This window comes from Pseudomonas sp. LBUM1651 (assembly GCF_059716135.1).
In genome coordinates this window covers 4,511,044-4,523,189 of the sequence record NZ_CP166805.1, presented here as the reverse complement: position 1 = coordinate 4,523,189, position 12,146 = coordinate 4,511,044, and the positions used below count along the sequence as shown (strand labels likewise).

Genomic DNA, 12,146 nt, shown 5'->3' with positions numbered 1-12,146 from the left:
GTCCATGAAACCGATTTTTTCCGCCGTCTGGCTGTCGATCTGCCTGTTGATGACCTTCCAAGCGGAAAGCATCATGGCGGCTTCCGTTCCGGAAAAACCCGCCGATAGCACGTCCTCGAAAAAAACAGCACCGGTCAAGAAAGACGCACCGGCCAAAAAGAAAGTGGCCAAGGTGAAGAAACGTCCGCCCATTGCGTCCAAGTCCAAAGCTGCCAGCGAGGTCGTGAAAACCCAACTGCCTCCGGTTGACCTGGATTTGAGTCTGCCCGAGGAGATGGCCGAAGAGTTAAAACCGATCGGTACAGTCCCGTTGCCCCGGCACGACGCCGTGTTGCCGCAAATGTTCGGTGACAAGGCCGGTAGCTCTCCCTTTCAGCTCAACGGGCGACTGATCAGCAACGAAATGAAGTTGCAACTGCGTAACGAAGAACGCCGTGATGTTGAAGGCGCCGCGCTGGAATTCGAGTTCAAGCGATAATTCCTTCCCCTCTGTGACCCGTTTGCTAGACGCTTTGTCGGAGACTGGTCAGTCACGTTCGTTTGAGCGTAAAAACCCGGCCTTCGGTAATTTAAAACAACTGTTTTAGCGGTTATTCTGTGCCCCGTCCTTTAACACATCGCCCTTCGCGAGGAGCTCGTCGTCATGAAATGCCGTGAAGGCTGTGGCGCCTGTTGCATTGCCCCTTCCATCAGTTCGCCGATTCCCGGCATGCCCAATGGCAAAGCCGCCGGAGAACGTTGCGTACAACTCTCTGTCGAAAACCTGTGCAGTATTTTCGGCCAACCAGAACGTCCTGCTGTGTGTTCGGCGTTCGAAGCCGACGTCGAAGTCTGCGGAAGCAGCAGTGACGAAGCGATCAGATTGCTGGGCTGGTGGGAGCAAATGACGGCTGCGTGATGTGTTCTACGAACGGAACTTCAAAAACAAGGAGTAAGACTATGAGTTCGCTGCATCGTATGGCTGTGCTGTGTGGTTTGACGGTTGTGTTGGCGACTTCCGCCGCACAGGCCGAAGACTGGAAGGTGGCCAAGAATGAAGACGGCATCAAGGTGTCCTTGAGCGAAGTGACCGGTTCTGACTACAAGGCTTATCAGGGCGTTACCCTGATGAAAACCACCATGGCCAAACTGCGCGCACTCCAGGAAGACGTGGCAGGCGCCTGCACCTGGATTCACGAGTGCAAAATGCAGAAGCTGCTCAAGCACGAAGGCGACCAGAGCTGGACCTACACCCAGTTCAATACTCCATGGCCGGTGACTGCGCGTGATTCGGTGCTGCATATCACGACCACCGAAGGCGCGGATGGCAGCCTGACGCGCAAGCTCGAAGGGGTGCCGAAGTACATTCCCGAAGAGAAAGGTTTCGTGCGGGTTACCAAGGTTGAGGGGTTCTGGAAGTTGGTGCCCAAGGGTGACCAGGTCGAAGTGACTTATCAGGTTCACACTGAGCCGGGTGGGAGCATTCCGTCGATGGTGGCCAACAAGTTCGTGGTTGATGCGCCGTTTAATACTTTGAAGGCGTTGAAGGAGCGGGCTGAGAAGTAATTGCTTTGGGGGTGGTGTGCATATCCATTGCTGCAGTAACGGCGACTATTGGTTCCGCCCTTACGGCGGGTCACTTGGAAGAGCGCCAAGTAACCAAGCGCTTTCGCCCCTGACGTACGGCCCTTCGCTTAGGCTCAGGGTTCCCTCGCTCCGGTCCTGCTCCGTGGGCCCGCCGCCATCGGCCATCCATGGCCGGGGGCGGCTAACCCGGCATCCCTGCCGGGTTGCCCACTGCGCAGAACCTGCGCTCGGCCTTCCGACGGGGCAGATCAAGATCAAAATCAAAAGCACCGCGAGGCGGCCTGGTAGCCGGCCTGTTTTCCGTCAAGGCCATCGGTGGTGAACACCCATATCATGCCCGCCAAAAATCCCCTGTGGGAGCTAGCCTGCTAGCGATGGACGTCCAGACACCGCGTTCATTCAGACAGCACGCGTAATCGTTGACGTCCATCGCTAGCAGGCTAGCTCCCACAGGGGGAATGCATACATCCGAAGAGCCAGGTCGGCCCGCAGGCCGCCTCGCGGTGCTGTTGCGGTAGTCGCCCCCTCGAGAGGCTTCGTTCCGGTTCTGCGCAGTGGGCAACCCGGCATGGATGCCGGGTTAGCCGCCCCCGGCCATGGATGACCGATGGCGGCGGGCCCACGGAGCAGGACCGGAAGGAGGGCATGCCGAGCCTAGGCGAGGCACCGAACGAAAGGGGCAAAAGCGCTTGGTTACTTGGCGCTCTTCCAAGTAACCCGCCGTAAGGGCGGAACCATAATCAGCCATCACCAAAAAAATGGATATGCCCCCAGTCGAAAGCGCCACCATCCCAAAGACCCAGCAAATCGCTGAGCTTTTTTATGTTTCCGAATATGCGTTGCACAAAATTTTCACAAAGCCTCCAAGACAATTCGCCCGCACCAGCCGTGCAGGTCAGTAATCAATGGCAATGCCGCGATTGATCGTGCAACATTTGCGCACCGCGCAAACCCCGGGGCCGAGAACTGGCCGACAGAGGGCAGGGCGCAGCTGTATTTTTGAAACTTCAACTTCCAATGGGTCCTAAAACGACATGGCAATCCCGGACGCCCTGAGTCAGCAGCGAGCTTCTAGTCGCCTGCTGCAACCGACCGTCAAATCGCATCTGGCCTACACGCTGCTGTGTGCCTTGGTCATGATGGTCATGTTCAGCCTGCTGCGCGTGGCGCTGCTGGTCTACAACCGCGAGATGATCCTCGACACCCCGGCCTCGACCTTTTTTGAAGCGTTCGCCAACGGCCTGCGCTTCGACCTGCGCCTGGTCGTCTACCTCAGCATTCCGCTGTTGTTGGCCCTGTTCAGCGCCCGGGCCATGGCCGCCCGCGGGTTCTTCCGATTCTGGCTGACCATCGCGTCGAGCATCGCGCTGTTCCTCGGCCTGATGGAGATGGACTTCTACCGCGAATTCCACCAGCGCCTCAACGGCCTGGTCTTCCAGTATGTGAAGGAAGACCCGAAAACCGTGATGAGCATGCTCTGGTACGGTTTCCCGGTGGTTCGCTACCTGCTGGCCTGGGCCGTGGGCACCTTGATCCTGACCCTGGCGTTCAAGGGCGCCGACCGTGCAACCCGTCCTCGCGGTCCGTTCAGCGGCGGCAGCATCGGCACTCGCCAGATCGCCCCGTGGTATTCGCGCATCGCAGTGTTTGTGGTGTGTTTGCTGGTCTGCGTGGTCGCGGCTCGCGGCACCTTGCGCCAAGGGCCGCCGCTGCGCTGGGGTGACGTCTACACCACTGACTCGAACTTCGCCAACCAGTTGGGCCTCAACGGCACTTTGTCGCTGATCGCGGCGGCCAAGAGCCGGATGTCCGAAGAACGCGACAACATCTGGAAGGCCACGCTGCCGCAGCCGCAAGCGCAGCAAATCGTGCGCGACATGCTGGTAATGCCGAACGACAAACTGGTGGATGCCGATATCGCAGCGGTACGTCGCGACTACACGCCGCCGGCTGACAAGACACTGCCGATCAAGAACGTTGTCGTCATCCTGATGGAAAGCATGGCCGGTCATTCGGTCGGCGCCCTGGGTGCGCCGGGCAACATCACGCCGTACCTCGACAAACTGTCGAAAGAAGGCCTGTTGTTCGACCGCTTCTTCTCCAACGGCACGCACACCCACCAGGGTATGTTCGCCACCATGGCCTGCTTCCCGAACCTGCCGGGTTTCGAATACCTGATGCAGACGCCGGAAGGCAGCCACAAACTGTCTGGCCTGCCGCAACTGCTCAGCGCCCGTGACTACGACGACGTGTATGTCTACAACGGCGACTTCGCCTGGGACAATCAGTCGGGCTTCTTCAGCAACCAGGGCATGACCAACTTCATCGGGCGTAACGACTTCGTGAACCCGGTGTTCTCCGACCCGACCTGGGGCGTGTCCGACCAGGACATGTTCAACCGGGGTCTGGAAGAGTTGAAGGCCCGCGACGGCAAGGACAAAAAACCGTTCTATGCCTTGCTGCAGACCTTGTCCAACCACACGCCATACGCATTGCCGACACCGTTGCCGGTCGAGCGCGTGACCGACCGTGGCAGCCTCAACGAACACTTGACCGCCATGCGTTACGCCGACTGGGCGCTGGGTCAGTTCTTCGAGAAGGCGCGCAAGGAGCCGTACTTCAAGGAAACCCTGTTCGTGGTCGTCGGCGACCACGGCTTCGGCAACGAACAGCAGATCACTGAAATGGACCTGGGCCGTTTCAACGTACCGATGCTGCTGATCGGACCGGGCGTCCAGGACAAATTCGGCCAGGTCGACCACACCGTAGGCACCCAGATCGACATCGTGCCGACCATCATGGGCCGTATCGGTGGCGACGTGGTCCACCAGTGCTGGGGTCGTGACTTGCTGAACCTGCCGGAAGGCGACAAGGGTTTCGGCGTGATCAAACCGTCGGGTAGCGATCAGACCGTCGCGTTGCTGACCGCAGACCGCGTGTTGGTATTGCCCAAAGATATGCCGGCGAAGCTGTATCAATACGAACTGGGCGCCAATCCGAAAGGTCAAGTGATCCCGGCGTCGGCTGACGAAGCGGCCCTTAAACAGAAACTCGAGTCGTTCATCCAGACGGCGACCAAAAGCCTGATCGACAACACCGCCGGTGTGGTTGACGGCAAGCCGGACTGAGTTTTCGGCGCAATAAAAAAGAGGCTCTTTTTCAAGGGCCTCTTTTTTTGCTAATGCTTTATATCTTGCCGAGTAACAGCAGGATCAACAGCACCACCAACACCACGCCGATGATACCCGACGGACCATAACCCCAACTTCTGGAGTGAGGGAAGACCGGCAGGCCACCTACCAGCAGGAGGATCAGAATAATGATTAGGATTGTGCCCATGTCTATTTCCTTGTTGGAAGTGTTCTGGAGTTACCTGGCGTTTAATTGTCAGCTGGAATGCAATAAACCCGAGCTGCTTACAAAATCCGACTGTCGCGAGTGACAGAAAATTCCAAGTTTTTTTAATGTTTTTCGAAGATAGGTTTATTTCTTTTTTGAGGGGAGAAGTTGATCCGTACGCGAGCGCGGTTTGCTCAGGCCATTCAGCAATCTGATGGAGCGTGGGTTGGGCGATGTCCTTCGTTACACTCGACGCATCTTCCCCGGAACAACAAGGCTGTTTGCTATGCAAAATCGCATGATGATCACTGGCGCGGGCTCGGGCCTGGGTCGCGAAATCGCGCTGCGCTGGGCGCGGGAAGGCTGGCAACTGGCCTTGTCGGATGTCAGCGAGCCCGGTCTGCAGGAAACCCTGAAGCTGGTTCGCGAAGCTGGCGGCGACGGTTTTATCCAGCGCTGCGATGTGCGTGATTACAGTCAGCTCACCGCTTTCGCCCAGGCTTGTGAAGTGAAACTCGGCGGCATCGATGTCATCGTCAACAACGCCGGCGTTGCCTCGGGCGGGTTCTTCAGCGAACTGTCCCTTGAGGACTGGGACTGGCAGATCGCGATCAACCTGATGGGCGTGGTCAAAGGCTGCAAGGCGTTCCTGCCGCTGCTGGAAAAAAGCAAAGGCAAGATCATCAATATCGCGTCGATGGCTGCGTTGATGCAAGGCCCGGCCATGAGCAACTACAACGTGGCCAAGGCCGGCGTGGTGGCGTTGTCCGAAAGCCTGCTGATCGAACTGGCGCAGCAGGAAATTGGCGTGCACGTGGTGTGCCCTTCGTTCTTCCAGACCAACCTGCTGAATTCCTTCCGCGGCCCGACGCCGGCAATGAAAGCCCAGGTCGGCAAATTGCTGGAAAGCTCGCCGATCACCGCGACCGACATCGCCGACTACATCTATCAGCACGTGGCCGCCGGCGAATTCATGATCCTGCCCCACGAACAGGGGCGCATGGCGTGGGCGCTGAAGCAGAAGAATCCGCAACTGCTCTACGATGAGATGGCCGTCATGGCCGATAAAATGCGCGCCAAGGCCAAACAGACCGCAGGCTGAACTTGCCCGTCGACAACGTCGTCGTTAGGGTGGCGGCCATCGGTCATCCTTGCGAGACGCTTTGTATGCTCAATTACCTGTGGTTTTTCCTCGCCGCGCTGCTTGAAATCGCTGGCTGCTTTGCCTTCTGGATGTGGTTGCGCCAGGGTAAAAGCGTCTGGTGGGTCGTGCCGGCGTTGCTCAGCCTGACGTTGTTCGCGCTGCTGCTGACCCGTGTCGAGGCGACCTACGCCGGACGCGCCTATGCCGCCTACGGTGGCATCTACATCATTGCGTCGATTGGCTGGCTGGCGGTGGTCGAACGGATTCGTCCGCTGGGTTCGGACTGGATCGGCGTGGCGCTGTGTGTGATCGGTGCGAGCGTTATCCTGTTCGGCCCGCGTTTTTCCGCTTCCTGACGCTTCGTTCCCAGGGTTTGTCGGACGTTTCCTAAGGAGGCGTTCGGTTGGAACTGTAGGGCGGGACTGATTTGCTCCCGCTGCATTGAAGGTCCGCCGCGCACCGGGCATCTTCAGGGTTCGATAACCCTGAAGGACGAATGCCATGCTTGTACTCAGCCGCGTTGTGGGTGAAATGATCTCCATCGGTGACACCATTTCCGTGCGCATTCTGGCCGTCAATGGAAACAGCGTGCGCTTCGGCGTCGAGGCGCCGCAGAACGTCAACGTGCACCGGGCAGAGGTCTACGAGCGCATCCAGGTCAAACTGGCGAAAACCAAGGCACGTTGAAGGCGTCAGTCAAACAGGTGCTTGGGCACGTCGTGTTTGAGCATCAACTGGCACTGCTCGCTTTCCGGATCGAAGACAATCAGCGCCTGGCCCTTGGTCAACGCCTGGCGAACCCGCAATACGCGGGTTTCCAGCGGCGTGTCATCGCCGTTGTCGGTGCCGTCACGGGTCACGAAATCTTCGATCAGGCGTGTCAGGGTGTCGACTTCAAGTTGGTCGTGGGGAATCAGCATAGGCACCTCGGCTAAACAATGGGCGCGATGCTACGGCGAATGGAGGGTTGCGGCTAGCCTTGGGCTCATGGGTTGCCTGATCTGACGTCTTCGCGGGCAAGCCTTGCTCCTACAGGTTTCTTGTTGATCACAATATTCTGGATCGACGCAAAACCTGTAGGAGCAAGGCTTGCCCGCGAAGGAGTCAGGTCAGACGACGAAAATCCAGGATCAGCTCTCGGACCGCTGCCCCACCAGGCTATCCACCGACGGCACCCGCGTATCGCTTTCCATCTGCGTGTCATGTTCGATCTGATGACTGAACCGGTCCAGCGAACCCTTGGCAGGCTGTGCATCGCTGGCGAATACCGGCGGGCTGAGAATGTAGACGCCGAGCAGGCGGCTAAGGGCGGCGAGGCTGTCGATGTGCGTGCGTTCGTAGCCGTGAGTTGCGTCGCAACCGAAGGCGAGCAGGGCGGTGCGGATGTCATGGCCGGCGGTGACCGCCGAATGCGCGTCGCTGAAGTAATAGCGGAACAGGTCGCGGCGCACCGGCAACTCGTTGTCGCTGGCCAGCCGCAGCAAGTGCCGGGACAAGTGATAGTCATAAGGCCCGCCGGAATCCTGCATTGCCACGCTGACCGCGTGTTCGCTGGAATGCTGGCCGGGCGCGACCGGCGCGATGTCGATGCCGACGAATTCGCTGACGTCCCAAGGTAACGCCGCCGCCGCGCCGCTGCCGGTTTCCTCGGTGATGGTGAACAGCGGATGGCAGTCGATCATCAGTTCTTCGCCGCTGTCGACGATGGCTTTCAACGCCGCCAACAATGCAGCAACGCCGGCCTTGTCGTCGAGGTGTCGGGCGCTGATGTGGCCGCTTTCGGTGAACTCCGGTAAGGGATCGAAGGCCACGAAATCGCCGACGCTGATCCCCAGAGAATCGCAATCGGCGCGGGTGGCGCAATAGGCGTCCAGGCGCAGTTCGATGTGATCCCAACTGATCGGCATCTCATCCACGGCGGTATTGAACGCATGCCCGGACGCCATCAACGGCAATACGCTGCCCCGGATGACGCCGTTGTCGGTAAACAGGCTGACGCGGCTGCCTTCGGCGAAACGGCTGGACCAGCACCCGACCGGCGCCAGCGTCAGGCGGCCATTGTCTTTGACGGCGCGAACGGCGGCGCCGATGGTGTCGAGGTGAGCGGAAACGGCGCGGTCCGGGCTGTTTTTCTTGCCCTTGAGCGTGGCGCGGATCGTGCCGCGGCGGGTCATCTCGAAAGGAATGCCCAATTCTTCAAGCCGCTCGGCGACGTAGCGCACGATGGTATCGGTGAACCCGGTGGGGCTGGGAATGGCGAGCATTTCCAGCAGGACTTTTTGCAGGTAGCTCAGGTCTGGTTCGGGGATTTTACTGGTCATTGAAACTCCTGATGAGGTAAGCGCATCGATGGTTTCGATGAGGAAGAGTTTTTTGGCGCCTATGAGGCCGCCATCGCGGGCAAGCCTCGCTCCTACAGGGATAGCGTCGTGCGCGATATTTCTGGCGACGCAAAACCTGTAGGAGCAAGGCTTGCCCGCGAAGACGGCCTCACAGGCACTACATCACTAAGAGACTGCCGTCTGACTATGCGCAAACAACAAATCCACAAACCGCTCGGCCGTCGGCTGCGGCTCATGGTTGGCCAACCCGGCGCGCTCATTGGCTTCGATAAACACATACTCCGGTTGATCCGCCGCCGGCACCATCAGGTCCAGCCCGACCATCGGAATATCCAGCGCCCGCGCCGCGCGCACGGCGGCATCCACCAGGGTCGGATGCAGGATCGCCGTGACATCTTCAAGCACACCGCCGGTATGCAGATTCGCCGTACGCCGTACGAACAGATGCTCGCCCGCCGGCAGAATGCTGCTGTAGTCGTACCCGGCCGCCTGCAAGGTTCGCTGGGTTTCAGAGTCCAGCGGGATTTTGCTTTCGCCGCTGGTGGCGGCCTGCCGTCGCCGACTCTGGGCTTCGATCAGCGCGCCGATGGAATGCTGCCCATCACCCACCACTTCCGCCGGCCGGCGAATCGCAGCGGCGACCACTTCAAAACCGATGACCAGAATCCGCAGGTCGAGGCCTTCGTGGAAACTTTCCAGCAACACACGAGTGTCGAAGCGGCGGGCGGATTCGATGGCTTGCTGTACCTCTTCAATCGTCCGCAAATCCACCGCCACCCCTTGGGCCTGTTCGCCATCCAGCGGTTTGACCACCACCCGTTCGTGCTCGTCGAGAAATGCCAGATTGTCATCGGCATTCCCCGCGCGCTGTTGCGCGGGCAGGTTCAGGCCGGCATTTTTCAGGACCTTGTGGGTCAGGCTCTTGTCCTGGCACAACGTCATGCTGATGGCACTGGTCAGGTCGCTTAGTGACTCACGGCAACGGACCCGCCGACTGCCATGGATCAAGGTGAACAGGCCCGCTTCGGCATCATCGACCTGTACTTCGATGCCGCGCCGATGGGCTTCATCAACGATGATTCGCGCATACGGATTGAACTCGGCTTCCGGGCCTGGGCCCAGAAACAACGGCTGATTGATCCCGTTCTTGCGCTTGATCGCAAAGGTCGACAGGTTGCGAAAACCGAGTTTGGAGTAAAGACTTTTCGCCTGGCGGTTGTCATGCAGCACTGACAGATCGAGGTAACTCAGCCCACGGCTCATGAAGTGCTCGATCAAATGCCGCACCAGCACTTCACCGACACCGGGACGCGAACAGTGCGGGTCGACGGCCAGGCACCAGAGGCTGCTGCCGTTTTCCGGATCGTTGAACGCCTTGTGGTGATTGAGGCCCATGACGCTGCCGATGATCGCGCCGCTGTCCTCGTCTTCGGCCAGCCAATACACCGGGCCGCCCAGATGACGAGGGGTCAGCAGATTCGCGTCGATCGGCAACATGCCACGCGCCTGATACAGCTGATTGATCGCCTGCCAGTCCGCATCGCTTTGTGCGCGACGAATGCGAAAACCGCGGAACACGCGGGTCGCCTGCCGGTAATCGCTGAACCACAACCGCAAGGTGTCAGACGGATCAAGAAACAACTGTGCGGGCTCCAGCCCCAACACTTGCTGGGGCGCGGCGACGTACAGGGCAATGTCGCGCTCACCCGGCTGCTCGTTGAGTAACTCCTGGGCGAGGCTTGCCGGATCGGGGAACGTGTGGCCGATCAGCAGCCGGCCCCAACCGCAATGCACGGCAATCGGTGCGACGCCCAATTCGCTGCCGTCTTCGGCCAGACGCGCCTGCAAGCGTTCGTAAGAGGGCGCCTGACCGCGCAACAGGCGCTGGCTATACGCCGTGGCGTGAGGTTTCATCGGTCAGATTCCTTGTTCGCTGAGCCACAGGTTCAGGGCCGCCAATTGCCACAGCTTGGAGCCGCGCAACGGGGTCAACTGGCCTTGTGGATCGGTCAGCAGACGGTCGAGCATCGCCGGGTTGAACAGGCCGCGATCCTGACTCGGATCCAGCAGCAGTTCGCGTACCCAGTTCAACGTATCGCCTTGCAAATGCTTGAGACCCGGCACCGGGAAGTAACCTTTCTTGCGGTCGATGACTTCGCTCGGAATCACCAGCCGCGCCGCCTCTTTCAACACTTGCTTGCCGCCGTCCGGCAGTTTGAATTTACCCGGCACCCGCGCCGACAACTCCACCAGGCGATAGTCGAGAAACGGTGTACGCGCTTCCAGGCCCCAGGCCATGGTCATGTTGTCGACGCGTTTGACCGGGTCGTCCACCAGCATCACGGTGCTGTCCAGACGCAAGGCTTTGTCTACCGCCGCATCGGCGCCGGGTTGTGCGAAATGTTCCTTCACGAAGTCGCCGGCAGCATCATTTGCGGTCAGCCATTTCGGCTGAACAGTGGCGGCGTAGTCCTCGTAGCTGCGGTCGAAGAACGCATCGCGATAAGCCGCGTAGGGATCGGCCGCGCCATCGACCTGCGGATACCAGTGATAACCGGCAAACAACTCGTCCGCACCCTGGCCGCTCTGCACCACTTTGCAATGCTTGGCCACTTCGCGGGACAACAGATAGAAAGCGATGCAGTCATGACTGACCATCGGCTCACTCATCGCTCGGAACGCCGCCGGCAGTTGCTCGATGATCTCTTTTTCATCGATGCGCAGTTGGTGGTGCTGAGTGCCGTAATGCTTGGCAATCAGGTCCGAATACTGAAACTCGTCGCCACGCTCGCCGCCGGCATCCTGGAAACCGATGGAGAAGGTCGACAGGTTTTCCACGCCGACTTCACGCAACAGACCGACCAGCATGCTCGAGTCGACACCGCCCGACAGCAGCACGCCGACATCCACCGCCGCCCGTTGACGGATCGCCACGGCATCGCGGGTGCTGTCGAGTACGCGATCGCGCCAGTCTTCGAGTGTCAGGTTCATCTCGTCCGCGTGGGGGCCGTAGGGCAGGGTCCACCAGGTTTTCTGCTCGGTGCTGCCGTCGGCTTCGATGCGCATCCAGGTCGCGGGAGGCAGTTTTTCAATGCCGGCCAGCAGGGTGCGGGGCGCCGGGACCACCGCGTGGAAGTTCAAATAGTGATTGAGCGCCACCGGATCGAGGATCGGGTTGATGTCACCGCCCTTGAGCAGCGCCGGCAGAGCAGAAGCAAAGCGCAGGCGCTGGCCGGTGCGCGACAGGTACAGCGGCTTCACGCCGAGACGGTCGCGGGCGATGAACAGGCGCTTGGCGTCGCGCTCCCAAATGGCAAAGGCGAACATGCCGTTGAGTTTCGGCAGCAGCGCCTCGCCCCAGGCGTGATAACCCTTGAGCAGCACTTCGGTGTCGCCGCCGGAATAGAAGGCGTAACCGAGGTTTTCCAATTCGGCACGCAGCTCCGGGAAGTTATAGATCGCGCCGTTGAAGGCCAGGGAATGGCCCAATTGATTGTCGACCATCGGCTGCGCCGAGCCGTCCGACAGGTCCATGATTTTCAGGCGACGATGGCCAAGGGCAATCGGCCCCTGGCTGAAAAAGCCCCACGCGTCAGGTCCGCGAGGTGCCAGGTGATGGGTGATTCGTTCAACGGCTGCAAGGTCCGCAGGTTGATGATCAAAGCGTAACTCGCCAGCTAATCCACACATAAAGTCCTTACCGGTTTTTCCGTTGGGGAGGGTCAATCGATACCGCGCCGAAACGGCGGGTACTC

At 59.7% G+C, this 12,146-nt stretch carries 12 protein-coding genes; 7 read left to right on the top strand and 5 right to left on the bottom strand.

The features are described 5' to 3' along the window. Positions 1-4 precede the first annotated feature (4 nt). From ACA066_RS21075 to ACA066_RS21060, 4 genes are all read left to right on the top strand, one after another. The gene (locus ACA066_RS21075) at positions 5-478 is read left to right on the top strand and encodes a translation initiation factor 2 (RefSeq protein WP_497696481.1); all 474 of its coding nucleotides are present in this window, start codon (positions 5-7) and stop codon (positions 476-478) included. Positions 479-643: 165 nt separating this feature from the next. Then, positions 644-898, top strand: a complete 255-nt coding sequence (locus ACA066_RS21070; RefSeq protein ID WP_017340073.1) for a YkgJ family cysteine cluster protein — start codon at positions 644-646, stop codon at positions 896-898. A 41-nt stretch (positions 899-939) separates the two neighbouring features. Then, positions 940-1,545: an START domain-containing protein gene (locus ACA066_RS21065; RefSeq protein ID WP_497696480.1), complete on the top strand. Its 606-nt coding sequence runs from the start codon at positions 940-942 to the stop codon at positions 1,543-1,545. A gap of 1,055 nt (positions 1,546-2,600) precedes the next feature. Then, on the top strand, positions 2,601-4,694 hold the full coding sequence (locus ACA066_RS21060; RefSeq protein ID WP_497696479.1) for an LTA synthase family protein: 2,094 nt from the start codon (positions 2,601-2,603) through the stop codon (positions 4,692-4,694). Between the two features lie 58 nt (positions 4,695-4,752). Here ACA066_RS21060 and ACA066_RS21055 read toward each other — a convergent pair whose 3' ends face one another. Then, positions 4,753-4,911 (bottom strand): DUF3309 family protein, encoded by a 159-nt coding sequence (locus ACA066_RS21055; RefSeq protein WP_174602692.1) that lies wholly within the window; start codon positions 4,909-4,911, stop codon positions 4,753-4,755. A gap of 280 nt (positions 4,912-5,191) precedes the next feature. Here ACA066_RS21055 and ACA066_RS21050 point away from each other — a divergent pair, with 280 nt between their 5' ends. The 3 genes from ACA066_RS21050 to csrA all read left to right on the top strand — a co-directional run bounded on the left by ACA066_RS21050 (position 5,192) and on the right by csrA (position 6,736). After that, positions 5,192-6,007: an SDR family oxidoreductase gene (locus tag ACA066_RS21050; protein ID WP_497696478.1), complete on the top strand. Its 816-nt coding sequence runs from the start codon at positions 5,192-5,194 to the stop codon at positions 6,005-6,007. A 65-nt stretch (positions 6,008-6,072) separates the two neighbouring features. Then, positions 6,073-6,405: a YnfA family protein gene (locus tag ACA066_RS21045; RefSeq protein WP_084323730.1), complete on the top strand. Its 333-nt coding sequence runs from the start codon at positions 6,073-6,075 to the stop codon at positions 6,403-6,405. 145 nt (positions 6,406-6,550) lie between these two features. Next, a complete protein-coding gene (gene csrA, locus ACA066_RS21040; RefSeq protein WP_214377609.1) occupies positions 6,551-6,736 on the top strand; it encodes a carbon storage regulator CsrA in 186 nt (61 codons plus the stop codon). 5 nt (positions 6,737-6,741) lie between these two features. Here csrA and ACA066_RS21035 read toward each other — a convergent pair whose 3' ends face one another. The 4 genes from ACA066_RS21035 to ACA066_RS21020 all read right to left on the bottom strand — a co-directional run bounded on the left by ACA066_RS21035 (position 6,742) and on the right by ACA066_RS21020 (position 12,081). Continuing rightward, positions 6,742-6,969 (bottom strand): YheU family protein, encoded by a 228-nt coding sequence (locus tag ACA066_RS21035; RefSeq protein ID WP_003199186.1) that lies wholly within the window; start codon positions 6,967-6,969, stop codon positions 6,742-6,744. A gap of 210 nt (positions 6,970-7,179) precedes the next feature. After that, positions 7,180-8,370, bottom strand: a complete 1,191-nt coding sequence (locus ACA066_RS21030) for an osmoprotectant NAGGN system M42 family peptidase (RefSeq protein ID WP_497696477.1) — start codon at positions 8,368-8,370, stop codon at positions 7,180-7,182. 186 nt (positions 8,371-8,556) lie between these two features. Next, positions 8,557-10,305: an N-acetylglutaminylglutamine synthetase gene (gene ngg / locus ACA066_RS21025; RefSeq protein ID WP_497696476.1), complete on the bottom strand. Its 1,749-nt coding sequence runs from the start codon at positions 10,303-10,305 to the stop codon at positions 8,557-8,559. A 3-nt stretch (positions 10,306-10,308) separates the two neighbouring features. Next, complete coding sequence (locus tag ACA066_RS21020) at positions 10,309-12,081, bottom strand: N-acetylglutaminylglutamine amidotransferase (protein WP_497696475.1); 1,773 nt, start codon at positions 12,079-12,081, stop codon at positions 10,309-10,311. Positions 12,082-12,146: the final 65 nt, after the last annotated feature.

What these genes read in the sequence shown, in the direction of transcription:
- ACA066_RS21075 (WP_497696481.1), top strand. Translation starts at nt 5, where the DNA reads ATGAAACCGATTTTTTCCGCCGTCTGGCTGTCGATCTGCCTGTTGATG.
- ACA066_RS21070 (WP_017340073.1), top strand. Translation starts at nt 644, where the DNA reads ATGAAATGCCGTGAAGGCTGTGGCGCCTGTTGCATTGCCCCTTCCATC.
- ACA066_RS21065 (WP_497696480.1), top strand. Translation starts at nt 940, where the DNA reads ATGAGTTCGCTGCATCGTATGGCTGTGCTGTGTGGTTTGACGGTTGTG.
- ACA066_RS21060 (WP_497696479.1), top strand. Translation starts at nt 2,601, where the DNA reads ATGGCAATCCCGGACGCCCTGAGTCAGCAGCGAGCTTCTAGTCGCCTG.
- ACA066_RS21050 (WP_497696478.1), top strand. Translation starts at nt 5,192, where the DNA reads ATGCAAAATCGCATGATGATCACTGGCGCGGGCTCGGGCCTGGGTCGC.
- ACA066_RS21045 (WP_084323730.1), top strand. Translation starts at nt 6,073, where the DNA reads ATGCTCAATTACCTGTGGTTTTTCCTCGCCGCGCTGCTTGAAATCGCT.
- csrA (WP_214377609.1), top strand. Translation starts at nt 6,551, where the DNA reads ATGCTTGTACTCAGCCGCGTTGTGGGTGAAATGATCTCCATCGGTGAC.
- ACA066_RS21035 (WP_003199186.1), bottom strand. Translation starts at nt 6,969, where the DNA reads ATGCTGATTCCCCACGACCAACTTGAAGTCGACACCCTGACACGCCTG.
- ACA066_RS21030 (WP_497696477.1), bottom strand. Translation starts at nt 8,370, where the DNA reads ATGACCAGTAAAATCCCCGAACCAGACCTGAGCTACCTGCAAAAAGTC.
- ngg (WP_497696476.1), bottom strand. Translation starts at nt 10,305, where the DNA reads ATGAAACCTCACGCCACGGCGTATAGCCAGCGCCTGTTGCGCGGTCAG.
- ACA066_RS21020 (WP_497696475.1), bottom strand. Translation starts at nt 12,081, where the DNA reads ATGTGTGGATTAGCTGGCGAGTTACGCTTTGATCATCAACCTGCGGAC.